The sequence below is a fragment of the Bacillus ectoiniformans genome, from assembly GCF_016908875.1.
Classification (GTDB): Bacteria; Bacillota; Bacilli; order Bacillales; family Domibacillaceae; genus Bacillus_BX; species Bacillus_BX ectoiniformans.
On the sequence record NZ_JAFBES010000012.1, the window covers coordinates 21,560 to 47,036 of the forward strand.

21 protein-coding genes and 2 pseudogenes are annotated in these 25,477 nt (G+C 39.8%); 2 read left to right on the forward strand and 21 right to left on the reverse strand.

What is annotated here, in order from left to right:
• Positions 1-14: 14 nt before the first annotated feature.
• The 5 genes from JOC78_RS13940 to JOC78_RS13960 all read right to left on the reverse strand — a co-directional run bounded on the left by JOC78_RS13940 (position 15) and on the right by JOC78_RS13960 (position 4,227).
• A complete protein-coding gene (locus tag JOC78_RS13940; RefSeq protein ID WP_239587181.1) occupies positions 15-425 on the reverse strand; it encodes a YbaN family protein in 411 nt (136 codons plus the stop codon).
• Positions 426-563: 138 nt separating this feature from the next.
• Complete coding sequence (locus JOC78_RS13945) at positions 564-974, reverse strand: SET domain-containing protein (protein ID WP_204556917.1); 411 nt, start codon at positions 972-974, stop codon at positions 564-566.
• Positions 975-1,168: 194 nt separating this feature from the next.
• On the reverse strand, positions 1,169-1,888 hold the full coding sequence (locus tag JOC78_RS13950; protein WP_204556920.1) for a YebC/PmpR family DNA-binding transcriptional regulator: 720 nt from the start codon (positions 1,886-1,888) through the stop codon (positions 1,169-1,171).
• Positions 1,889-2,035: 147 nt separating this feature from the next.
• Positions 2,036-2,263: a group-specific protein gene (locus JOC78_RS13955; RefSeq protein ID WP_204556927.1), complete on the reverse strand. Its 228-nt coding sequence runs from the start codon at positions 2,261-2,263 to the stop codon at positions 2,036-2,038.
• A gap of 20 nt (positions 2,264-2,283) precedes the next feature.
• The gene (locus JOC78_RS13960) at positions 2,284-4,227 is read right to left on the reverse strand and encodes a GTP-binding protein (protein ID WP_204556929.1); all 1,944 of its coding nucleotides are present in this window, start codon (positions 4,225-4,227) and stop codon (positions 2,284-2,286) included.
• Between the two features lie 148 nt (positions 4,228-4,375).
• Between JOC78_RS13960 and JOC78_RS13965 the strand changes: the two genes are divergently transcribed.
• Positions 4,376-5,356, forward strand: a complete 981-nt coding sequence (locus JOC78_RS13965) for a DUF4003 family protein (protein ID WP_204556933.1) — start codon at positions 4,376-4,378, stop codon at positions 5,354-5,356.
• Positions 5,357-5,447: 91 nt separating this feature from the next.
• Here JOC78_RS13965 and JOC78_RS13970 read toward each other — a convergent pair whose 3' ends face one another.
• The 4 genes from JOC78_RS13970 to JOC78_RS13985 form a co-directional block, all read right to left on the reverse strand.
• On the reverse strand, positions 5,448-6,743 hold the full coding sequence (locus JOC78_RS13970; protein ID WP_204556935.1) for a PAS domain-containing sensor histidine kinase: 1,296 nt from the start codon (positions 6,741-6,743) through the stop codon (positions 5,448-5,450).
• Between the two features lie 77 nt (positions 6,744-6,820).
• Positions 6,821-7,978, reverse strand: a complete 1,158-nt coding sequence (locus JOC78_RS13975) for a cation:proton antiporter (RefSeq protein WP_338023213.1) — start codon at positions 7,976-7,978, stop codon at positions 6,821-6,823.
• A 245-nt stretch (positions 7,979-8,223) separates the two neighbouring features.
• On the reverse strand, positions 8,224-10,194 hold the full coding sequence (locus JOC78_RS13980; RefSeq protein ID WP_204556937.1) for a beta-propeller fold lactonase family protein: 1,971 nt from the start codon (positions 10,192-10,194) through the stop codon (positions 8,224-8,226).
• Between the two features lie 12 nt (positions 10,195-10,206).
• Positions 10,207-12,285 carry a hypothetical protein gene (locus JOC78_RS13985; protein ID WP_204556939.1) on the reverse strand — a complete coding sequence of 693 codons (2,079 nt, stop codon included), beginning with the start codon at positions 12,283-12,285 and terminating at the stop codon, positions 10,207-10,209.
• 285 nt (positions 12,286-12,570) lie between these two features.
• Between JOC78_RS13985 and JOC78_RS13990 the strand changes: the two genes are divergently transcribed.
• The gene (locus JOC78_RS13990; protein ID WP_204556941.1) at positions 12,571-13,665 is read left to right on the forward strand and encodes an acyltransferase; all 1,095 of its coding nucleotides are present in this window, start codon (positions 12,571-12,573) and stop codon (positions 13,663-13,665) included.
• Between the two features lie 60 nt (positions 13,666-13,725).
• Here the strand turns inward: JOC78_RS13990 and msrB are convergent, their stop codons facing one another.
• The 12 genes and pseudogenes from msrB to JOC78_RS14040 all read right to left on the reverse strand — a co-directional run bounded on the left by msrB (position 13,726) and on the right by JOC78_RS14040 (position 24,696).
• Complete coding sequence (gene msrB, locus JOC78_RS13995; protein ID WP_204556949.1) at positions 13,726-14,682, reverse strand: peptide-methionine (R)-S-oxide reductase MsrB; 957 nt, start codon at positions 14,680-14,682, stop codon at positions 13,726-13,728.
• A 202-nt stretch (positions 14,683-14,884) separates the two neighbouring features.
• A complete protein-coding gene (locus JOC78_RS14000; RefSeq protein ID WP_204556951.1) occupies positions 14,885-16,306 on the reverse strand; it encodes a M20/M25/M40 family metallo-hydrolase in 1,422 nt (473 codons plus the stop codon).
• A gap of 226 nt (positions 16,307-16,532) precedes the next feature.
• Entirely contained in the window at positions 16,533-17,468 is a 936-nt protein-coding gene (locus JOC78_RS14005) for a YsnF/AvaK domain-containing protein (RefSeq protein ID WP_204556953.1), read from the reverse strand.
• Between the two features lie 210 nt (positions 17,469-17,678).
• A pseudogene (locus JOC78_RS17505) lies at positions 17,679-17,881 on the reverse strand (glutathione-dependent formaldehyde dehydrogenase); the annotation flags it as partial.
• A gap of 150 nt (positions 17,882-18,031) precedes the next feature.
• A complete protein-coding gene (locus tag JOC78_RS17905) occupies positions 18,032-18,778 on the reverse strand; it encodes a methyl-accepting chemotaxis protein (protein ID WP_420829945.1) in 747 nt (248 codons plus the stop codon).
• A gap of 192 nt (positions 18,779-18,970) precedes the next feature.
• Positions 18,971-19,924 (reverse strand): annotated as a pseudogene (locus JOC78_RS17910) (HAMP domain-containing protein); the annotation flags it as partial.
• 518 nt (positions 19,925-20,442) lie between these two features.
• Positions 20,443-21,207 (reverse strand): STAS domain-containing protein, encoded by a 765-nt coding sequence (locus JOC78_RS14015; RefSeq protein WP_204556957.1) that lies wholly within the window; start codon positions 21,205-21,207, stop codon positions 20,443-20,445.
• Positions 21,194-21,847 (reverse strand): cobalamin B12-binding domain-containing protein, encoded by a 654-nt coding sequence (locus tag JOC78_RS14020; protein ID WP_204556958.1) that lies wholly within the window; start codon positions 21,845-21,847, stop codon positions 21,194-21,196. The genes JOC78_RS14015 and JOC78_RS14020 overlap by 14 nt, the downstream gene beginning before the upstream one ends.
• A 21-nt stretch (positions 21,848-21,868) precedes the next feature.
• A complete protein-coding gene (locus JOC78_RS14025; RefSeq protein ID WP_204556959.1) occupies positions 21,869-22,222 on the reverse strand; it encodes a hypothetical protein in 354 nt (117 codons plus the stop codon).
• Positions 22,222-22,527, reverse strand: a complete 306-nt coding sequence (locus tag JOC78_RS14030; protein WP_204556960.1) for an antibiotic biosynthesis monooxygenase family protein — start codon at positions 22,525-22,527, stop codon at positions 22,222-22,224. Before JOC78_RS14030 ends, JOC78_RS14025 begins: the two co-directional genes overlap by 1 nt.
• Before the next feature lie 240 nt (positions 22,528-22,767).
• The gene (locus JOC78_RS14035; RefSeq protein WP_204556961.1) at positions 22,768-23,685 is read right to left on the reverse strand and encodes a TIGR03943 family putative permease subunit; all 918 of its coding nucleotides are present in this window, start codon (positions 23,683-23,685) and stop codon (positions 22,768-22,770) included.
• Between the two features lie 12 nt (positions 23,686-23,697).
• Positions 23,698-24,696, reverse strand: coding sequence for a permease (locus JOC78_RS14040; RefSeq protein WP_204556962.1), 999 nt, complete (start codon positions 24,694-24,696; stop codon positions 23,698-23,700).
• Positions 24,697-25,477: the final 781 nt, after the last annotated feature.

A 25,477-nucleotide genomic window follows, 5' to 3' on the forward strand; every position in this document is an offset into this window, starting at 1 on the left:
GCCGCACAATGCATTCAGCTTGTGCGACTTTTTTTGTGGGCTGGCGCTTGCGGCTCTCTGATCGTTTTGATTTTAAAAATGAAATAATAGTATTTATAGATTACTATCGCCACCAGCATCATTTTGACGGGAAGAAAATCAGTTAAGAAGAAAGCGACAACAATAGTGAAATCTGCAAACAGCAGGATCGAAGCTTTTTGTTTAAATGTCATGCTGCGTTCTCGCACAAAGCTTTCTAAGTGTTTTTTGTAGAGATCCGTCTGTTTAAACCAAACTTCAAACCTTTTTGAGCCTTTCACAAAACAAAAGGAAGCAAGAAGAAACAATGGAGTGGTCGGCACAACAGGAAGCACGATGCCTGCTATACCAAGCCCCAAAGCTAGGAAACCAGCAATTATATATAATAGATTAATAATTCTTTTCATAAATTGACATTCACCACCAATGAATCTAGTTTCGGACATTATTCTCCAAGAGAAAAAGCGACAGCCGCAGCCCCCGCTTCTGTGTCATTCTGCTGATATCATGTTATATCATTTACAATGACTTTGATGTAACTTACATCACTCTTCTCTTTCCGCGATTCTCTCTTCGTAATCTTCATTAAACCAAAGCGGATCATCATTATCGACCTCGCCGTTATAATTAATCAGCACTTCTTCTCCCGCTTTAATATCTTTATATGCGTAGAAATCAAAGGTATGGTTGTCAAAGTTAATGTCATATACAGCATTCGGTTCGTACGAATGATTAAATAACATCCCATAACCTAAGACAATAGCTGAATGATTCTGGCCATATTCAAATGCATAGTCCGCCAGCAGCGTTTTTTCGATATGTTCATGCTCTTCATTTGGGTAAGGCAAAACGGGCGCTTCGTGCAAAAGTTCACCTTTTTTAATGTCGCGCTTTGCAAATACTCCTCTATTTAACTCATCTGAGTCCGTTAACCTCGAAGTCTTAATTTCAATCATCTTTATCACCTATGCCTTCTTTTCGTTTAAATCCTTCTTAAGCTTGACAGTTGTCACAAATGAAAGCAACTGTTATTACCTATTCTAACTGTTAAATGATGGATTTAATCGTTTTCATTCTCAAAATGTAAAAAAAAAAAAAGACTGTTCCATTCAAAAAGAGCAAGTCTCCCTGAAGAACAGTCTCATTTATATTACTCACCTAAATCTACATTATGATACACCTGCTGAACATCTTCTAAATCTTCTAAGGCGTCAATTAACTTTTCAAATTGGACTTGCGCCTCTTCAGGCAATGTGACGTCGTTTTGTGCAAGCATCGTTAATTCCGCTACGGTGAAGTCGATCACACCAGCATTTCTAAATGCTTCTTGAACCGCATGGAATTGATCAGGCTCAGCGTATACGATCACAGCATCCTCTTCCTCTAAGATATCACGCGCATCCACATCTGCTTCCATTAAAATTTCAAGCACTTCATCTGCTGTTTTGCCTTCTAATCCTATAACTGCAGTAGAATCAAACATGTAAGCAACTGATCCGCTGACACCTAAGTTTCCGCCATTTTTACCGAAAGCTGCACGCACGTTAGAAGCCGTACGGTTTACATTATTCGTTAATGCATCAACGATGACCATTGATCCATTCGGCCCAAACCCTTCATAGCGCAGCTCATCATAATTCTCTTCCACTCCGCCTTTTGCTTTTTCGATGGCACGATCGATAATATTTCTTGGTACATTGTACGTTTTTGCCCGTTCAAGTACGAATTTTAATGCCTGATTTGATTCCGGATCTGGTTCGCCTTGCTTCGCTGCTACATAGATTTCAAGAGCAAATTTTGAATACACACGACTGGTATTGGCATCCTTTGACGCTTTCTTCTCTTTAATATTGTTCCATTTACGTCCCATATTGAACACTCTCTTTCCGCTTTAAATCACAATTAGATAGTAGTAATGATTCAACCAATTGCCATTCGAATGACAATTATTTCTATGATTAACTTTCTATATTATACCTCATTGACCCATTTTTTCACGAGTTTAATATGGAGAATATTACTTGATCAACTCGCGCATGGCTTGACTTCTTCTCAGCTGTTCTTCTTCAGAAGATAAATCGTACTTTTTTAATAAATGAAACAGTTCGTTCAGCGTTTCTTGCGAATGTTCCTTCTGCAAAAATAAAGATAACTCTTCATATAATTTCACTGGTAAATAATCAGCTTGGCTTTCTAATTTCTGAATCACACTCTCAAGTGAATGATCGAGATTACAACTTCCCATTCTTCTCACCCTTTCGACTGTCATTTTAAAGCATGCATTTCTGATTCTGCCTGATCCCAAGGAACGGTAAAGCCCTGTCCTTTTGAACAAAAAATGGAAGATGAGCTATAATCCGGATCAGCCTGTTTATTATAAGCCATCTTTTCTATAACCTCTTGTTCGTTATGGCACCTGTCATAGCCGCCAAATGTGAGTGTCAGCATCCCTTTTCCCTGAGTAAAAGAAGCAAGTTCCGCACTATAGTTCATAAAGGTCGCTACAGGAACTCGGCCGGTCAACACTGCTTTATTTTTCTCTGTTTTTGGCGTGTCAAAACTGCCATGCGCCTGCTGAATATCAGACATCACCTTTCCCATCTGATCCAGTTCTACTTTAATTTTAAAAGAATAATAAGGTTCTAGCAAAATATTCGCCGCTTTTTCTAATCCTTGTCTTAATGCCCTTAACGTGGCTTCTCTGAAATCCCCGCCCGTCGTATGCTTATTATGCGCTCGGCCGGTTAGCAATGTGACCACAACATCAGTCACTGGAGAGCCCGTTAAGAGACCATTATGAGCTTTTTCAAATAAGTGCTGACGAACGAGGTTTTGGTGCCCTGTCGCCAAATCGTTCGCATGACAGACATTTTGAAATGAGATTCCGCTATTTCTTTTTGTGGGCTCCAGCTGAAGATGCACTTCTGCATAATGCCCGAGCGGTTCAAAGTGACCATACCCATTAACAGTTGTTTCAATCGTCTCTTTATATAAGATTTCAGGTCTGTCAAAGGAAACATTAAATCCGAATCTCTCTTTTATTAATTGCTTCAGCACTTCCAGCTGAATCTTTCCCATGACATGAATATGAATCTCCTGCAACCGCTCTTCCCAAGTGACATGTAAAGATGGATCCTCTATATCTAAAATGTGGAAGCACTTCAGCGCCTCTTTCAAGTGAATGTCCGATTCGATGATCACTTTCGACTTTAATGTAGGAATCATTTCATATATGGCTTTTTCCTGAAGCGCGCCTAGACCATCGCCTGCAGCTGCCGCTGACAGTCCAGTGACAGCAAATAGGTCGCCTGCTGTTACTTGATCGGCCACGGTAAATTTACTGCCGTTGTAGACTCTAAGCTGAGTGATTTTTTCCGTCGTGTCCCCGTACCTTACTTCTTCTCTTACTTTCAGCGTGCCGCTCAATGCTTTGATAAATGTAATCCTCGTTCCATTGTCCTCATGACGAATCTTGTACACCCGTCCTGCAAAAGGCTCATCTGTCGAGTAATTAGTAACGGTCAGCTGATCTAAATGATCTAAGAAATCAATGATCCCGACATCCTGCAACGCAGAACCGCTGGCGCATGGAAAGATTTTATTGTCGCTAATCAGCCTTTTCATCGTGTCGAGCCATAACTCCTGTTGGTACCCTTCGTCCATATACTGTTCTAATAAGTCTTCATCCTGTTCAGCCACAAACTCAATTAAATCTTCGCTCATGACACCGTCCTTAAACGAGTCCGTCAGATCACAAATATCACCTGAGAACTCTGTCCGCATTTCTGCTAACACTCTATCTACATCCGCCCCTGCCCGATCAATTTTATTAATGAAGAAGAAGGTCGGCACATGATGTTTTCTCAACAGGCGCCAGATAGTTTCCGTATGTCCTTCTATCCCTTCAACAGCACTGATGAGGACAATTGCTAAATCCATGACCTGAACAGATCGCTCCATTTCTGGTGAAAAATCCACATGACCCGGGTTGTCAATTAGATAGCAGGTGGAATCCTTGTATGTAATCATCCCTTGATCCGCAAAAACGGTAATTCCTCTTTGTCTCTCAATCTCATGGTTATCTAGAAAAGAGTCTCGATGATCAACCCGGCCTCTTTGTTTAATGCTTTTTGTATGATAAAGAATTTGCTCGGAAAAAGTAGTTTTACCAGCATCTACGTGAGCAAGAATGCCAATTGTTTTTTTCATGATGCCACCTCAATATTCATTCATATACGAGAATTATATCAAATAGAAAAGCGGTTGCCGAAGAGTCTGTGCGTGCTGGCCTCCGTTGAAACTTTTTTTGAACCTATCCGTATGTATTGTATAATAATACCAAAAGGGGTGAGGGAACATGGAAGAAATGATAGATAAAGTGGAAAAGTATAAAGAAATCTACACCCAATTAAAAAAGAAGCTGCGCTGGAAGGTTTCGGACTCGCGTACTTTGATGATGGTCGCCTCACTATATGTGACAACTAATCGTGAGTTTCATATGGACCAGTTTGAAGAGCTGAGTGATTATATTAAAGATGAAGTTGGTGTGTTTTCAACATTAAAATCCCAAGGACGCTTTACTTTTGCAGCCCTTCTCGATACCCGCTTTGACTCACCTAAGGAAAGGGTTGCAGATTTTCTTGCCATGTATGACACATTGGTAAAGACGGGATTCAGCAGGAGTATCTTCACCTACATCGCGGCTATTACTTTGTTGGAAGAAGAAAATGGCCAGGAAACAGCCGCTTCGGCAAATGAGCTGTATAAAAAAATGAAATCCGAGCACTTATTCTTAACTGGACAAAGCGATTATCCGCTCGCCGCTCTTTTAGCCCAAAGAAAACAGCCAGCAGATCAATTAATTGGCTTGATTGAAGAATACTACAGCAAACTGAACCATGCAGGATTTAAAAAAGGGAATGACTTGCAAAGCATGAGCCATATCCTATCGTTAAAAGACTCTGTGAATCCAGAAGAAATGGTGAGCCGCTGCACGCATATTTTTGATCAAATGAAACTGGCGGGAATGAAACCGAAAGCGATGTTTTACCCGCAGATTGCCCTGCTTTCATTTTTAGAAGATGATACAGAGCAACTAGCCATTGTGAAAAATATTCAGGAACGGCTAAACGCAGAAAAACTGTTTAAATGGCATAAGGATTTGAACTTCATGATGGCTGTTCATTTTCTTATCAGCAGCCGAATTGAACATTCTTCTCTGCTGCAAACAAGTTTATCCACCACGATCGAAGTGCTCATCCAAGCACAGCAGGCAGCATCAATGGCAGCCATCGCAGGCGCTTCTGCAGCAAGTGCTTCGGGTGGAGACGGCGGTTAACCGAAACTCGTTTTAAACGAAGCCGACCATTAAAGGTTTAGATGATTCCACATGGATAAAACCCTTCTGCTATTCAGAAGGGTTTGTGCGTTTATTGCTTGAGCGGCAAAGAAATCTCCACCCTCGTACCTTTTCCTTTCTCACTATGAAAGGCAATTTCTCCTTTATGTCTTTCAATAATTTTTTGACAAACAGCAAGTCCAAGCCCGGTGCCTTTTTCCTTTGTAGAGTAGAACGGCTCGCCAAACCGCTCCACTCGCTCCGGCTCCATTCCCATTCCATTATCTTCAACCACTACAAAAACTTGATCGCCCCTTTGAGACAATGAGATGGCGACTTTCCCTTTTCTTGTATGCGGAATAGCTTCAACAGCATTTTTGATGATATTAATAAACACCTGCTTCAGCTGACTTCCTTCCCCCATCACACATAGTGATTCATCTGATTGGTTATCATACTGGATTGATACATTTTCTAGATTGGCCTGCGCTTCCATTAATACAATCACTTGCTTTAGAAGGTCGTCGATGCTTTCATGTTGAAAACGAATATCTTGCTGTTTGCCGAGTATCAGCATCTCTCCTGATATGAGGTCAATGCGGTCCACCTCGGAAAGCATAATATCTAAGTGGTTATGGTTAATTGTATTGCTCTTCTGCATTAATTGAATAAATCCTTTTAGTGAAGTCAGCGGATTTCTAATCTCATGGGCAACGGCTGCAGCCAGCTGTCCAATCACGGAAAGCTTTTCGGAGGCAATCATCATTTCCTCATTTTTTCTGTATTGAGTGATATCTCTGGCAACTGCATACATTCCTGTTACCTTTTCGTTTACAATGATGGGCAGAAGAGAACATCTCAGGATTTTACTCTTATTATTTGGCAGGTGAATTTTCGCTTCAAACCTAGAGGCCTTTCCTTTTAACCCGTCAATAAAATGATGGGTCACTCTTCTAATATGTTCTTCGTCCAAGAATTTCCGCAGCCTCACTTCTCGCAGCTCTTCTAAAGAAGATTCTAATAGTTCTTCCGCTTCTTGATTAACAGATACGACGTTTCCATTCAAGCTAATCTCAAATACACCGTCAGGATTTCGCTCAAACAATGAAAGATAGTGCTGGTTTTGTATTTGCAGCTGCTGCTCTTTTTCAGTCAGCCTTTCATTAGTTAAAATTAATTCATTGGTTCTGCGATACACGAGCAAGAAAATAGTGATGCCTGTTAGAAAAATGAAAAACCAGCCTTTATATCTTTGAAAGTAAATATATAAACTCAGCTTCTCCTGAGCCAGTATCACGGACACGTAATCCGATAAGATTACCCATAGAATACCTAGCAGTACATAAGTGAAAGCAATTTTGAGGGCTATGTCTCTTGCTTGTTTCATTGTTGACCATCACCTGTATTCATCGTAGTCTTACCCTTATGATTTCACATTTTCCACCAATGATTAGCCAGCTTTTTTCACTCGCTTTTCTTTAACAAAAATGCAGAAAAAGGATAGATCGCTAAACTTTGAATGATAAGCGAAAAAATGATGACACCAAATGTTAATGACTGGAGAGATTCTGGACCTCGATCCTCAATTCCAAGCAATAACGCAATTGACATGGTGCCTTTAATACCTGCCCACGTTAAAATGACCACTTCCTGCCAACCATAGGCCTTGCGCCATTTTTCCCTCATCTTCACAACTCCAATAATAATAACATAGCGGACAAGTAAGGAGAGAAGAAACAGCAAGAAAGTCCATCCTAATAAGGAGGCTGAAAAGTACTTAGTGGATTGAATTCCGATTAAAAGAAACAAAAAAGTTAATATCGTTGGTTCAATGACACCCCAAAACCCATCTAACTGTTCACGAAAATGTGATTCCTTTATCGTTTTTCCATACTCGTAAGAAAGCATGATTCCACCAGACACCGTGGCCAGCACACCGGACACACCGATTTCCTCTCCAATATAAAACGATCCGTATGCCAATATAATACTGAGCATGATTTGATAATGGGAGTCGGATGTAAAGTGGATTGCTTTACTGACAATATAGCCTAATACTACTCCCGCTAGTATGCCTCCAATGGAAACCCAAAAGAACTCACCTGCGAAAGCAGAGATAGAAAAAGATTCTCCGTCTATGTACATCGCTGCCACTACTGTGAATAGTACAATGCTTGTGCCATCATTAATCATTGATTCGCCTTCCACTACATCCGCTATATCCTTCCGATTGGATGATTGCTTTAATATCGAAACGACGGAAACTGGATCTGTAGGCGTCAATATGGAAGCTATTAACAAAGCTTCTATATAACTGATGGAGAAAAAAGGCTGCAAGCTATAGTAAAACAGAGCACTCATCAGCAAGGTCATTAAGATGATACCAATAGTACTCAAAACGGAAATGATGCCGGCGTGCTCTTTCAGCTCTTTGACTGGAAATTGATAAGCCGAGACAAATAACAAAGCTGGTAAAAACCAGTCAAAGATCACTCCCTTTGTTAAATTCACTTCTGAAAACATCGGCAAAAAAGCCAAACCGATTCCCGCTAATAGTAAAACAACCGGCACAGGAAAATTTTCCTTCTTCTTATCAATGGTAAATATGCTATAGCCGATCACTAGCAAGAAAATAATTTGTATGGGTTCGATAAGATAACCTCCTTGGGGACAGTCCCCCGTTACTTTAAAGCGTTATAGTAATCCCGCTTATTGTTAGGGTCGACAGGACTGCTTTCGCTACAAACTATCACCTATGCAATCGAATTCTTCGTTATTTATAAGTAATTCCCGGTCTACGAAGTTTCTAAAACATAATAAAGGGGCGCCAGATGGAATATCTGACGCCCCTTTATCCATTTCCTTGCTTAATCAATTGACTTCACATACTCCGCTATTTTAGCCATTTCCACTTTGCTTAATTGGTTCTTCTGTTCATACTCATGGCGCGTAATGGCTTCTTCAACCGTCTTCGCACTGCCATCATGAAGGTAAGGAGCTGTTGACCAAACCCCTACAAGACTTGGAGTATCAAAGCTTTTACCGTCACGAGGGTTCCTAAATTTTGCTCTGGGGTCACCTGCAGACGAGACGTCTAGCTTGTTCGCTGTGCCAATATCATGCAGATAATCGGCGGCATCGGTTGTTAATTTTCCATTGCCATCAACTGCTTTCACACTATCCGTAAATTGACTGCCGCTGTGGCAGGAAATACACGATGCTTTTCCCTCGAATAATTCTCTGCCTTCAACCGCCTTAGCTGTCAATTCACCTTTCTCTTTATAAGGACTTTCAGGTATTGGGAAAGAGTCTGGTTCCTTTAAGAAAGCAAAGATATCATCGTACATGGCTTCTACGTCTTTAGGCAACGGATCGCCTGGATCATACTTCATCATGCCGCCCATTTCACCCTGTACGGTTAATAGATAGTCTGTAAAATCGTCACGGCTGCCATCCCATAAGAACAAGCCTGTTTCTGTCGTCCTCATATTCGTGGGCACATTGCGCGGCCCTTTCGGTGTACTTAAAGTTAAGCCATTTATGTCTCCATCTGCGTGACAAGAGGCACAGCTCATCCAGTTGTTTCCGGTAATATCAGCAGCAAATTCGTCGCTGTTTGCACTGTAGAACATCGTTTTACCTCTGCGAATTTGCGGATCGAGTGGGTCTTTGGCAATTAACGAGATGGAATCGCCTAAATTCCTGGCTCTTGAGTGGCTAGAAGTCCCGCCTGAATCAATCAAGGCCAAGTCATGTGTCATCGCATTATGCGCATAAAGGGTTTCTCCATCTTTAGAAAGCACGAGGCCTCTAGGATTGTCCCCTTTAATTCTTCTAACTACTTGTGTCGCATTTCCACCTCGGTTTAAATCAAACACCACTATGTCTTCACTGCCCGACATCACGACATACGCTTTTGATCCATCCTTTTGAAACGTTACATCATACGGGTTTGAAACGATCATCGGCTGATTTTTAGAATCCAAAACATTCATTTCTTCAAATAACTCTTTTCTCTTTTCCACCATTTCTTCATCCTTCTTTAAATCGATAACAGAAATAGCAGGAAAAATGGTTTCTTCAAAATGAATATTTGTATCCACATTCGTCACTAAATGCGGAATCCAGGCTGTTTCTCCATCCGGTGCAATCACCATTTGTTCAAGAGTGTTAGGAATCCCCTGACTTTTCTTTGGATCAGAAACATCCGGTGAGTTGGCCAGCTCGATAGTTTTAACTACCCGGTTCTGCTTTGTTTCTATCACAGAGATTTCCCCTGATAAATAATGAGGAACATACAGTTTCTTCCCATCCGCAGTTAGAGCCAATGTTCTTGGTCTGTCAGAAACCTTAATGGTATCCACCACTTTTCCTTTCTCTACATCAATACAAGAAATGGTGTTTCCTCGGTAGTTCGATACATACAATGTCTTTCCGTCTTGACTAGTAACCAATCCAAAAGGTTCTGCTCCCACTTCATAGCTATCAATCACTTCTTTTTTTTCTAGTGAAATCACCTCTACTTTATTATCATAACGGCTTGACACATAGAGCCGATCTTCATCGGGAGACAGAGCCAGCTGAACAGGCTCTTTCCCTACAGCAATCTCTTTTTCTATTTTTTTCGTCATTTCACTGACGATCGACACGGTATTGGCATCTAAATTAGCTACAAATATTTTAGTGCCGTTTTTGTTCATAAGAATGTTGTTGCTGTGCACTGCTTCTTGTCGAATTGTTTCAAAACTAGACGTTTCTTCACCCATCGTTTGAATAGAACAAGCCGCAAGCGCCCCTGTAATTAGAAGCGCCGCGGCATAGCTTAGGATTTTCTTCATCGTATCCCTACTTTATCTTTTTTCTACCGTCACAGGAAGTAATACTGGAGCAATTCCGTGTTTCCCATGTCCGGCTTGGATTTGAGGAACATTGTCTTTATCTGAGTTCCCTGATGCATCATCGCTATAATAATAGTCGCCTGTATCCCAGAACTCACTTGCTTGCATACCTTCTTTAAGAGATGGACCGTCAATAACTGTGTCGTAAAAATCAGCATAGCGTGAAGTAATCGTTTCAGTCTCCAAACTTTCAGGTGCATCCTTGTCATTTTCGTTATTGCTTAAATTCTGAATAGCTACACGGTAAGCAGCGGATAAAGCCCCTGCTGTGTAAGGTGTATATTCCATCTTGCCGTTCGACGTTTCGTACGCTTTTAATTCCTTATTCCATAATTGTTTATCCATCGCGGAATAAATAGAACGTGCAGCTTCGCGGTATTTATCGTCATCTGTAGCTAAATAAGCAGCTGTTAATCCGCGAATAGCGCCTAATTGAGCATCAAGTGTAATTGTTTCATCGGCACCTTTTTCTACGTCATAGCCTTTTGCCACAAGTCCTGAATCGAGAATCAGGTTCTCTAACATGAAATCTGCTTGTTTCTGAATCATTTCCTTTGCACGTTTTCCTTCTTCTGTCTTCAACCCTTCCGCCGACTCACCAGAAGCATATCCCACCGGCAAGCCATCAATAGCACGCTGGAAGATCCTCAATGACTCAACCGCATAGCCCGCTTGGAAAGTATCCATGTAAGTTCCTTGTTCTTTGCCATCGTGATCAGCAACGAAGAAGCCTTTTTCATTATTAAAGTGCATCGCGTCCATGTTTTTGAATACATGCAGCATAATGTCTCGATTGGCAGTGAAAGGATCAGTTCCTTTTACATCATTATCCGCAGATTTATCCACATTTTCTTTAGGAGCAGAAGGGTATGGTGCTCCATCAAATAATGCTTGGAATGAAGGTACTTTGTTTGGATTGCTTTCTCTTTGATCCGTCATTCCGAAGAATTCCGCACTTGGCCATAGCATCATCCACTGATCTTGAAGCACACTGCGTGCATCCTTCACAGCAAGTGACTTAGCATTCGGAGCTTTCTCTCCGTCTTCTGCTACTTCAATGCTATGCGGCAAATAAACGAATCCTTTGGAAGGATCATATTGACTGCCTGCGCCTGCAGACGTTAACTTTCCAGTCGACCCGTTAACAAATAATTCATTGGAAATGTAATTCACTTTGTTCCAGATTTCTTCTGTTAAAACAGCTCCTTGGAACCCATCAGCTGAACTAACGCCTAAAGCAATGTTCTTGTCCTTATCATCGGTTGACGTTTCCCCGCCAAGTTCTTCATCTTTATCGACAGTATGGAATCCGCCCATGAAATCACCAGCCCATAAAGCTTGCTTTAAGAACGTCGCTCCGTAAGCAGATGGAACCAGTGTTTTCTCCATTTTATTTCGATCCCAGCGCAGAGATTCAAAGTTTACTTGATAGTTAGGTACATAACTGCCATCATCGTTAGCAGCATACTCTTCTGTATTTACTTCTTGTATGTAGTGGGGATCGCCTTTTGAATATTCAATAAATGTCGGATACATATTGGTGAAAATTTCTTCTTTAGAATACCCTACCGCATCAGCTAGTTCATAGAATCTGTTGCCCAATTTCTCGTCTAGTGTCTGACCGTCCTTAAGCGTTGCGACAGATGGTCCATTTACTAAGTGAAGACCTAAGCCTGACTTCTCAACTACTTCATACATGGCTTCTTCAGAATACTCATAAGACTCAACGCCTGCTGTGTAGTCAAACTTTGTCGGCTTGTCTAGCTTATCAAATTCTAATATATCTAAGTCTAACCCTAATCCTTCTGCCAGCGGCTCACCCGATAATTCAAATTCAGCGTAGGCAAACATATTTCCTGCTGTATCAAATGAATAATCAGACACCTCTACTTTTGATTGGCTGGTGACTTTTTGCTCTTTTTCAGTTACCTCTGTTTTATTCGCTTCACTTTCTTGGCCACCGTTACAGCCTGCTAGAAATAAAGCTGAGGCCAAAACGGATGCAGACACTACTTTCCATGGAATGTTCATCTATGTATCTCCTCTCACTAACGTCTAAAAAATTGATAATGATTATCATTATTATGTACTTGTTAATTATATTCTAATTGAAAACTTATCTCAATAGGTTTTTTAATCCTCGGGTCAAAACACTTAAATATCATCAGCAGGTTTTCCCTGACTCTACCCCCAGCCTTTGGATGTTTTATTAATAAACAAATACGTTTTGATTAAAACTTACTTACATTCAAGATCTTCTGCTCATTTTCTATTACTATATGTAAAGACTTTATTACTTCACAAGGATGTGGGAATTTGAATAAAGCACGAGGACATATATTTGAAATTCATTTTTTAAGAGCGTTCGCCTGTTTATGTGTTCTTGCTGTTCATGTATCAGCATCCTTTTATAAAGAACACGGACAACAGTTCAACGAGTTCACTTATTTCTTTAATCAAATTAGCCGTTTTGGCACGCCGTTGTTTGCGGTCATAAGCGGATTTCTTCTTGTTTATCAAATGAGATTCAAAGGATTTCATTTCAATAAATTTGTTTCAAGCAGATTTACCAAAATAGGACTGCCGTTTTTATTTTGGAGTGTTTTTTATCTGGTGTTTTTATTTATTAAACAAGGTACGAACCCGTTTGATGCCGGTCTCAGCACGTTCATCGGCAACTTCTTATCGGGAAACTCCTTTTACCATTTATATTTCATGGCGATTGTTTTTCAGTTTTATTTGGTATTTCCGTTGTTACAAATTTTCCGCTCTAAGGTCAGCTGGTCGATATTAATAGCCTTAGCAGCTGGAGCACATATTTACTTTCTTAATTCTTATACTCATCAGCCATATGAGGGAATTTGGAAGATGGTACTGAACCCACAGACTTTCTTGCCAAACTGGATGTTCTTCTTCATCTTTGGCGGATTTTTGGCTTATCATTGGGAGTCTCTAGAGCAGTTTTCTAAGAAATATAAAACAATCTTAGGTGTTGCCACATTAGCTGTTGTGGTTGGAGCTGTCATTGAATATAAAACTGCAGGTCTGATTGGCGCGAGCCGGGAAACGAATATGATCAACATTCCTATCATTACACTGTTCGTTATGGGAATTGCAGAGGATTTGCAAAAGGTGCGCTTACTTAACCGTTTTCTCAAAAAAGTCGGAACACTCTCTATGGCAATTTATCTCGTTCATCCCTTTGTCATCAGCATGTTCCACTTAATCGCTCCTGACTTCATTTGGCATACGGCTTTGTTTCCTGTCGTCTATGCGATTATTCTGCTTGGTTCCATTGCTATGGTGAGCCTGATCCAGCTGCTTCCATACAATCAATACATTTTAACCGTCCCAAAAATGAAGCCGCGTCAAAAGAATATCAATTCTTCAAAGAAAAAACTGGCTATATAGAACGCATATAATAATGCCCGATTTCATTTATTCATTCAATGAAATCGGGCATTTTTTATCTTATTGAAAAAGAGCCAGAAACTCCCCATACCCTTCCTCTTCTAACCTTTTTACAGGCACGAACCTGAGAGCAGCCGAATTAATGCAGTAGCGGGCACGGTCTAGGCCAGGGCCATCATCAAATACATGACCCAAATGGGAATCGGATGTTTTTGCTCGTACCTCGATCCTCCTCATACCATGTGATGTATCAAACTGTTCCTTTAATTCTGAGCGGAGCAGCGGTTTCGTAAAGCTTGGCCACCCACAGCCCGCATCATATTTATCCGTCGAAGAAAAAAGCGGTTCCCCCGAAATAATATCCACATAGATCCCTTCTTCTGTATGGTCCCAATACTCGTTTTGAAAGGGAGGCTCTGTCGCATTCTTTCTAGTCACTTCATATTGAATGGATGTCAGTTCTTCTCGAAGTGCCTCATCGCTCTTGCGCTTTTTCCAGTTCTCACGGATAAACTGCGCGCGACCAGAGCTTTCCCAATAGTGGTTATAATGAAAGGAAAACTTTTTATAATATTCTTGGTGCTTCTCTTCTGCTTTGTAGAATGGTCCGGCGGGACGAATTTCCGTTACGATGGGCGTTCGGAAGCGGCCGCTTGCTGACAGTTCAACTTTCGAAGCTTCCGCCAATTGCCGTTGGCTTTCATTATGATAAAAAATTGCCGTTCGGTAAGCCGATCCTCTGTCACTGAATTGTCCCTCTGCATCTGTGGGATCAATTTGCTTCCAATAGAGGTCGAGCAGCTTTTCATAGGGCATAACTTTAGGATCAAACGTAATTTGAACGGCTTCATAGTGGCCGGTTGTTTGTGAAATTACCTCCTCATAAGAAGGATTTTTTTCCTCACCCCCTGTATAGCCGGATACGACACCTTTAATGCCTGGCTTTTCATCAAATGGTGAGACCATGCACCAAAAACACCCTCCAGCAAATGTCGCTTTCTCTAAATGATGAGGCATACGGGTTTTCCTCCTTATTCGTTTAAGTGTCGGTACCTCTCAAACAGATTAAATAAAGTAATTTTGAATCACTTACACACTTTATGCAAATTTTATAACATTTACTTGAGGATATACACAAGCAGGTTTCTATCGGCTTGACTAGAATCGATTTAAACAGTAAAGATCCCTCCAGTAAGGTACGCTGGAAGGATCTCTACTATTATTTCAAATCTTTTTTATGATGGTGGTGCGGTACTTTACCTTTTTTCCCTTTAGGTTCTTTGTGTTCCTTTCTATCTTTCTTAAACTTAGGTCCCATATGATCAAATTTCGCTTGATCATAGACAGCAGCCCCGACAATTTCAGCTACATCTTGAAGCTTTTCTTTGCTGATTTTGTCAATAGAGTCTTCTGGCGTGTGATAACCCGGCTCTGTAGGCGAGTGGATAAACAAGGCAGCAGGGATTCCCGCTTCGGCAAATGGCACATGATCACTTCGGCCTCCCTGTTCATAAGGAGTAGGCTCTCCATTTAACCGTTTACTTGATGCCTGAGCAAGCTCAGTAACCAGGTTTGGCTTCCCATCTGCCGTCATCATTACTAAATCGCCTGCATCTTTGCTTCCCACCATGTCCAAATTAAAGTTAGCAATGATCCGCTTTCTCTCTTCATCTGAAAGTTGATCCACATAATGATTAGAACCAATCAGTCCAAGCTCCTCCGCCCCAAAAGTCACAAAACGTATTTCCGTATCTGTAGGTACGTCTTTAAACACGCGGGCCAGTTCAAGCGTCATGGCTGTGCCCGATGCGTCATCATTTGCTCCAGGGGCCAATTCTACCGAATCGTGATGAGCACCGATCACGATGACATCATCTGTCGCTTTTCTCTTATTCGTTGGTTTTTTCGTAGCTATGACGTTATGGGAGGTTCTTTCACTTGTATCAGCTCCCGTAACTTTTAAGGAAACGCTTACACTTTGATCCGCTACATGAGTCGCTAATGCTTCCCCTTCAGCTTTTGTCAAAGCAACAGCCGGTACATACTCATCATTAGCTTCCCCAAGTGTACCATTTAATTCACCGTCTGCGTTATTATAAATAATAACTCCTTCAGCTCCTGCAGCAGCGGCGTTTAACACTTTTTCTCCAAAGGAAATCTCTCCTCGCTGAATAAGTGCGACTTTGCCAGATAAATCTTTATCAGCCAGTTCATCTTTCTTTCCAAGCCCTGCAAGAACTAGTTCACCCGTGATATCCCCGCTGACAGAATAGGTAAATGCAGAAGGCTTAAGTTCTCCTTCATACCCATCTGCAGACAGTTCAATGCTGCTAGGCGGCGTATAGCCTAAGAAAGAAAATTCCTGAAGTTCCACTTCATATCCATACGATTCGAATTGACTTTTAATATATTGAACAGCATTGTATTCCGATTCAGTTCCAGCAACGCGCGGCGTTTTCGCTAAATAATCAATGTTGTTATACATATAATCGGCATTAATTTGTTTAATGATTTTTTGATCAAATACTTTGTATGGTTGGGAATGCACTTCTTTAGAAGGTTGAGCGAATACAGCCTGGGTTCCGAAAGCACTTAAAGTTAATGAAGCGGCAAGCATGATTTTTACTGCTGGTTTCTTCATAAATTCTTTCCTCCATTACCTATATTTGTATTTATAGAAACATAGTATAATAGTTAGAATATTATAAATAGAGTTAAAATTACTAAATATTTTAACCACAAACAGACTATATCGACAAATAGTGATATTTTTCATAGGATAAAATACCACTTTTTTCAAAACAAAAAAAGACAACGCAGATTCCAGGGGAACTTGCGCTGCCTTATGTTAATCTACTTCTCTATTATTAGAAACGGTTGCGGCGATCAAGATTATCGTCTCGATCTAATAAAGTATCGTCTAAATCACGATCCGCTTTATCTAGCTCGTCCGCTCCTCTTACATCAGCTTCTTCACGTTTCACCGTATCATGTACCGTCTCCGTATCTTGAACTTTTCGTTTACCTACGACTATTTCTTCCGTTACGACAGGCTTTTTCGTTACTTCTACACGTTCTTCAGTGACTGGGATACGAATGCTATCGTCATCTTCAATGATTGGAGTTCCATCATCCGCTAATGTGGATTCATTGACTGGACGACGCTCTACATATACCTCATCACGTTCAACAGTAACGTCGACTTTTCTTTCCTCTTCAACAACATCTTTTTCTACATAGACTTCACCTGTTTGAACACGCTCTTTATCCACTTCAAGACGTTCTTCGCTAAGTTGGATTCTCTGTTCATCTGTCAAGTCTTCATCAAGATCAGTTACTCGGTCTGCTCGTACACCTTCCACTGCCCGATCCGTTGCTCTTAAATCTGAATCTGTTCCGAATGCATCTGGTCCAAGATTAGGATCGGCTGCATTCGTCAGCGTACGGTCACGGTAATTGTTATCATAATAATCTTTATCCACATACAGAAGAATTTTTCCTGTTTCTATATCTCGATAATAGCGATCAGAGTCTGCATCACTTAGTCCCATATGGTTCAATCCGCCTCGAACTTCATCTTCTCCAGAAAGAAAAGCCATAAATTTATCCATCCATGATGCCTCATGTGCCGCTGATTCAACTTCCGCTCCTGTGCGCCCTCTTACCATCGAGATATTATCTTTATCCTTTGCAACTGCATAAATATCTGATGCGTCATAACCTTCCGCTTTCAACTCATCAATTTTACGAATAACTTCTGTTTGATTATTAAATACACCAATAAATTTTTTATCGTTGTTCATGTTTAACAGCCTCCTAGAATTTTTTCTGAATTTACCATAGTCATTGTCTACCCAGTGTGATATAATTAAAACTTTATACCAAAAAAATATTTTTAGTAGATAAACTTTCGATTTGCTAAAAAAAAAACAGATGAAGTTCTTTTTCATCGAACTCCATCTGTTTCAATCTTTTTGGATCTTTTTTCGTCTTCAGGTTATCTATACCTTTTTTTAAGGTTTTAAAACAACTTTGACACATTCGTCTTCATGGTCATTAAATATTTTATACGCTTCAGGCGCCTGTTCAAGCGGCATAACATGGGTTATTATTTCTGTTGGATCAATTTCATTGGCTGTTATTTTCCGAATAGACCCGGCATCTAATGAGTGACTGGTGCTTGTCCCATTTTTAATTTGATGTTCCTTTCAAAGTAGTGCCAAGACTTTTTGACTTACTATTTATTTCGTTTTCTTTGATTAATAAACAAAAACCATCGACCCCATAAGTCAATGGCTAACTATTTTTAAGGAGGCCACTTCTCATCCTCCACGATTATTTAAAAATGAAGAAGCAAGACTTCTTATTAAAGCTTAAAATTCTTAATAAGATATTGTAACTCCTCAGCTGTATCTGATAAGGAGGAGGCAGAGGCGGATACTTCCTCAAGTGCAGCCAACTGTTCTTGTGTGGAAGCCGACATGTTTTGTGTCCCTGATGCAGAATGGAGGGCTGCTTCTGCGATCGTATGAATCGAAGCGACAATCATTTCAGCATTATCGGAAATGTGCTGAATAGCAGAAGCCACTTCCTCCGTTTGCCTTTTTACATCATCCGTCGCTCTTTGAATTTCTTTGAAGGATTGTCCGGCTTTATTCACCAGCTTGATTCCGTCTACGACCTCATGTGTGGTCTTTTCCATGCTTTTCACTGCTGCCTCGGTTTGATGTTTGTTCGCAGAAACTAGTTCTGTAATTTGTTCCGCTGAAGCAGATGATTGCTCCGCCAGTTTACGAACCTCATTTGCTACAACTGCAAACCCTTCTCCATACTCTCCTGCCCTAGCTGCTTCAATGGCTGCATTCAACGCCAGTAAATTCGTCTGTCTTGAAATAGCAGTAATGGTCTGAATAATATTCCCAATTTGATTGGATTGATCTCCCAACACTTTCACTTCATTAGACAAGCTGCTTACCGTCATTTGAATCGCATTCATTTGTTCGATAGATTTTTGAATCGCTTCATTCCCGATACTAGCTTTTTCTGAAGTGTCATTTGCGTTAATAGAAACACTTGTAGCATTATCTGAAATTTGTTGAACACCTAGTGACATCTCATTCACTATTTGTGTGGTTTGTTCTACGCTGTTACTCTGACTTTCTGAGCCGGAAGCAAGTTCCTGAATCGTGGACGAAATATGTTCAGCTGCCTGTCCTGTTTGCTCAGCACTTGCTGTCAATTGCAGGGCTGAGGCTGATATCGTCTCAGAACTTGTTGAAATTCTACTGATCAGTTCCCTTAAACCATCTCTCGTTTGATTCAGATGGTCAAACATTTCTCCAATTTCGTCTTTTCGATGAGAAGCCACAGGAACCGTCAAGTTACCTGAAGCTATTTCCTTCATTGCGCCTTTTAATTCATCAACGGGTTTTGTAATATTTCTTCTTCCTAACATCATGATCATGAATGCAGAAAGAAAGACCAGAAGGACACCTACTAGGATGAACTTAAGCATTAATTGATGTAATGGTGCAAAGTAATCCTCAACTTCCACGGAACTCATTAAAAGAGACCCATTTGATGTACGCTGAAAAGTTAAATACTTAGTTTTATCCTGTTCTTCATATTGAAAGCTGCCTTCCTTTTTATCTGTAATAGCTGGACCAAAAGGAAGTGCTGTGACCATTTTGCCTATATATTCTTTCTTAGGATGAGCAATGACCTCACCTTGAGAATTAGCAATAAACGTAATACCTGTTGCAGCAAATGTGTTACTTGATATTTCATCTTGTAAGTTAAAGGAATCGACCAAACTTTGATACTCCTTTGGCTCTTTGCCTATTTGAAACATTCCCGGTTTTTCTTGTCTGGCTACACCCACGTACATAAACATCTTTCCGTCTGCTCCACGAACAGCAGGTTCCTGTGCAAGCTCAAAGTTTTTATCCGTAATGCCTTTCAAATAAGGTCTAGATTGTTCGTTGGAATCATAATTATAGCCAATTACTTCTGAATTACTGCTAAATTGCAGGATTCCTTTTTCATTCATTACGTCTATTTCTGAGACATTAATTCTCTCAGCTAAAGTCGCTAGCTCTTCAACTGTGTAACTATCTCGCCCTCTTAAAATTTCCCTAACCGCTTTGGCTAAATCTAAGTAATCTTTTTTTAGGCTTTCCTTGACTATTTCCAAGGTTCCGCTATATGAATTGAAATCACTCTCTAGCTTATCTAAAACCCCTTCTGCCTCTGTTTTCATCTGTTGATCAATGACTTTTCTTTGAGATTCATAAGTAAAAAACGCAAGGGAGAACACCGTAACAATTATTATACAAATAGTGATGAAGGTTATCTTATGACTTAATTTATTAAAACTGATCACTTATCAACCCGCTCCTCTAATCTAACTTCTCCCTATCCGTTCCTATTCAGAAAAGTTTTTGTGTTTAAAATTAATATTTATTAATATTTTAAAATATTCGCAATATATTTATAGTCAATTTAAACTATAACCAAAAGAAATGTCAATGTATTTTTGGTATAAATGTAATGTGATGTATCTTTGATTGCAAATTCGCAATAAATATTTCCGACTTGAATAACCAGTAAATTCCTTAAAGCGCAGCTCTTCGTTTATTCATAAAAACAATTAACCCGCAACCATTTCACTCGGTTGCGGGCTTATTATAGACTCTTTTTAATTGAACAAGATTAATATGATATCAGTAATCGAGATTCAGTTAGTCTAAAGTTCTGATTATCTGACAAAACATTATCTTAACGCTTATCGATCATATTCCCTAGCACAGCCTTTAATGAAGAAGCAAATTCAAACGGCCAGTCCTGTTGAAACTTACTCATTTCTTTTGAATGATGCGGCTTTACCCCTGCAATTTTAATCGTCACTTTATTCATATAAGACAACATTTTGAACAAGTCGATTAAATGGGTGACTCCCTCTGAAGAGATTTTTCCGACGGCGGTAAAATCAACAATAATTAAATCATGATGCTCTTCGGAAGCAGCCTTTAGAACATGGTCAGTAATAGCTGTTATCTTCTGCGCTGTCATGTCACCAAATAACGGCAGTAAAGCAATCTTGGAAGATAAAGCAATATATGGGCCGGAGAGTTCTCTTAACCGCACCATCGCCTCTTCAAGTTCTTCCTTTTTATCGAGCAGTTCGAAATTAGTAGAGGCAAGCCGACTCTGCAGAGCAAACAATTGATTTTCAAGCTTTGCAATTGCCCCATCCTTCGGCAGCAGAAAAAAATGACCGTAATTAGAGGAATCCCAAGAAATATGCACATCAAATAAAGCTAGACGTTTTTTCTTCGTTAACAGATTTAATTCTAAACTGACAGGTTTTGCCGTTTGAAAACCATGTAATGTTAACTTGTTCATGCTTTCCGGATCCACCAGGTCAGTAATATTCTCTAACATGCCGAAATAATTTTTTGCTTCGCCTGAAACAGAATGAATGATTCCTTCTGTGTCTATTTTAAGGTAGGGCACAGGGAACGGATGCTCATAAGGTCGCATTGGTTTTCTCCTCCAGCACCTCAGAAGACAGCCAATGATTCGCCATCAATAAATCTTTGAGAATCATCGTATTTCCATCACAATAAGGTCTTAAATCATGCGTAGCAGCCAGGCGTCCCCCTAGCATGATGACCGGGCGATTGGATAAAGAAGACAAATGTTTAACGTAATGTTTTAAGTGTGGCAAATGATAAACAATAGAAACAGAAAGTCCAATGACATCCGGTTTCCATTTTTCTGCCGTTTCTAAGGCATATTCAAGTGGCAGGTTTGGCCCGAAAAAGCGGACGTTCCACCCATGTTCCACAAAAAGACTGCTGACCATTTTTAATCCTAGATAATGCTGTTCACCTTCAAGGCATAGCAGGATCGCTTTCTTTCCGTTAGCCGATTGATCTCCCTGCCAAGAAAATAAACGGGAGAAGACAAAATCACAAGTCGCCGTAGCCAAATGTTCATCAGCTACCGTAATTTCGTTCTTCTCCCACAACTCTCCTATATATTGCATAGCAGGGGTGATCAATTGATGAAAAATCATCAGATTGGTCATGTCTTCATTTTGCTGTATACATTGTATTGCTGCTTGCTGGTCACCTGCTAATAGGTAATCAGCCAATTCACTCGCTATCTGACTCACCATTGCTTTTCACCCCGCTTTTATTTAAGAATCTAACGCACGAATCGCACGATCTATATAATCTAAATAAGCATTTAATTCATTCTCTTCCAGTTGGTCACTGGATTTTAACAACCCTTCAAGGATTTGAAAATTATCAACGAGATGCTTTGTCCCCATTCCATGCTTCGTTAATATGCCATTCAGCCATATCGCATACTCCACAAAAAACTGGTGGTTATCTAGTTCGAAAGCTGTTTTGAGCTGTTTTAAGTGATGCTCATTATCTTCCTTGCATTTGTTCTTTCCTTGCTCACCGAAGCGCTCCAAAAGCTGTGGTTCCCGCTTATATATTTGTTCCGTGGCCTTTTCAGCCAGATCGCTGATTGATATTGGCATTACCTCGCCACCACCTTATACTGTCGTACTTTCGGTGTTACAGAAGCCAGTTCCTGATTGGGGTACTTTTTCTCTAACTCATGTATTTTCTTAAACTCTTCACTTCTTACCCAGTCCAAATAGTGTTCCTTCGTTTGAAAGGTAAGCTGAACCGTTAATTCTCCAGCGTTCTTTTCATTCTGCAAAAGTAAAAAATCCACAAACCCCTCTGCCAGATCAACAGCACGGGAGCGGTTTTTATATATAGAAATAACTTCTTCCGCCTGATGATCCTTGACCGGAAAAGTGGAATGAACGATATACATAGAAAAATCTCCTCTCTTTCTACCATAATTCTTCCGTCCTATTATTTCAATATTTTTAAATTTTGGACATAAAAAAAGAGGCAGCTTTCGACTTGTCTTCATATAGTTAATCACTCTACATGAAATGACTAGGGATTGAAAGCCTCACCTCTTAGGTAAAAATAACCGATCATTCCTCTTATATTGTCAATGAGTATGGACTCTAAGTGAGTTAGCTTTCTGCTTTTTTGCCAATAAGAATTACAAAATTTTTATCGAAATGGGATAAAGGTAGGGATTTACAGGTTCGGCAATCTGCTCCCACTCCGTGATTTTTAGATAAGGCACCTCCGCACCATTGTAAGTCATGGTATCCAAAGTTCCATTTACTTTAATCCAAGTATCTTCCTTTATGCCTGGATCTTTCGGAAACTCTGAGAGAAACCCCACAATACTTGCATCGGCCACACAATGGGTAATCATAAATCGTGAAATGACCAATTGGTTATGATTAAAATCCTTCTCTTTATAAACAAAGCCTGTTACTGAGATAGTTCTGCCTATATATTGTTGGATATTCTGATTAATCTCATCATAATAAACACTATAAACACTATCCGACATATTAATTACAGATGTTTTTTCTAAATTTTTGATGAGCTTGTCATACTCTGCTGCTGACATCTCCACTTGATTATCAATCAGACCGGGATCTTCTGGATTTTCATCTATATTACTCTCATTAAGGCTATTTTGTAATGGAGGTCGACTAGCACCTTGAGATGACTCTTCTTTATTTGACAGAATGCCTATTGCCCCTTTTTTAGAAGCAATCGATGCATCAAGAACTTTGGGAGGGAGTAAAAAACCAGTGAGCAGAGGCAGGGTAATAAGGATGTACGAAAATAATTTTTTCGTGTTAAATTGGGCGTCTCCATGATCATGTCCACATGAATGGCCCTCATGTTGACAATGATGACCGGTTTTCTTTTTTGTCCACACTCGTGTAACCTGTATAAAAAATAGAATTAAAAACACAATGGAAGCCGTTTGACTTAACCCGCTATATTTAGGGTTAATAAACTTATTGATATCACCAGTATAATGCAATTTAAATATCATGGCTGAAAAGGCTAATAAAATCATTGCCCTTACCCCCTGCTGTATATGAAACTTCAAGCTGGTCCCCCCTTAAAGATAACCTTGTAGTGCCGTTATAATGACAATGATCACGCATACGACCAATCCTAAAACCCCAAACACAAATCTAAACCGGAACACACTAAGCATCATAATCGTATTTTTTAAATCAATCATGGGACCAAAAATCAAAAAACCTAAAATCGATGAGGCAGGAAATATCCCTCTAAAGGAAGCGCCAATAAAAGCATCAGCTTCCGAACACAAGGATAAAACATAGGCTAGTCCCATCATGACAAGTAAAGAAGCTATAGGTCCACTTCCTAACTCCAACAACACCCTAGCCGGCAAATAAGTTTGTACAACCGCCGCTAAGAAAGCACCAATTACGAGAAACTTAGCCATATCAAAAAATTCATCAATGGAATGAGTTAGCATTGACCATAATTTGGTTGGCAATGACTTTTCCGTGTGAAAGTGAGAGCGGCTATTCATTTCCACAGAGTCTTTTAGCTGACGACCTTTAAATAGGACCCCTACCGTTAATGCAACTATAATAGCGATGACAAATCCCAAGATCATTCTAAATCCAGCCATTCTGAAATCATTTCCGAATGCCATATAAGTAGAAGCAATTACTATGGGATTAATTAGCGGGCCCGTTAACATAAATCCGATAGCTGCGTGAATAGGTACACCCTTAGAGATCAGCCTCCGTACAATAGGTACGATTCCACATTCACACGCTGGAAATAAAGCGCCAATGGTACAACTCATAAACACAGCCTTCACTTTATTCTCAGGAATCCATTTTTGAATATGTGCTTCAGTAACAAAAATTTGAATCGTTCCCGCAATGAGCACCCCAATTAATACAAATGGAAGTGCTTCAATTAATATACTCAAGAAAATAGTATTCAAGTTTAAAAGGGATGCCGGGAGTGCAAAATCATTCATAAAACCGGTATTATATAAAATTAGCATGGAGCCTATTGCTACAATTACAGTCATTGTGAAGTCTAAGATACTAAAGCTAAATATCCTATTCATATAAACCTCCTACTCTCTATCTTTCTTCTAGACTGCTAGGGCGCATGATTAATAAATACGTAGCTTTTACTCGTTTTTAAGTACCCCACTTCCATAGCTTGTCCTTTTGCGAAAGGTCCTTCTTGAGAAGAATTATCTTGTTAATAAGAATTATTACGTTTTAACAAACAATCTGTTTTACTTTTCTAAAGGTATAGTATGTTTTAGAAAATGCTTTTATTCCTTTAATACGGTTTCATTATCAGGCAGAGGAAAGAGAGTTTATTTCAAGCAACTTATTAAGAAGGTTGCACATACCTTCATAGGCTTGGATCTATGTTTCAAATTAATAGATTTGTTCCTTTCTTTCATTAATCTGTGTCCGCACTCAATTTTCCAAAACTAAATATAGGTGTTCCAATAAAAATAGAATATCTGTATATAAGTTAAGCATCCTTTCGCAGTCTTATTGATCAAATAAACCGTTGCCTAAAATCCTTTAAATACAGATTAAAACCAGGTTCAATCAATTTCATATAAATAGAAGTCGGCATATATTGTTTAGTCCTTTTTAACTTTTTGTACTTTTTTCTCAGCCGTATGATTCAAGTTCGCTGGTTGATAACTCCATGCATATACTTACGAAAAACAGGAAGCTGAACAGAGATCAACAACCCTTAAACATACCCTCCCCCCCATCTCATTACCCCCTTGCTTTCATACACTTTATACAGGAACTCTAAAAAAATAAAAATATCAATCGAAGTGATCACAGTGTCAGAATCCGCATCAATCCAGGGCA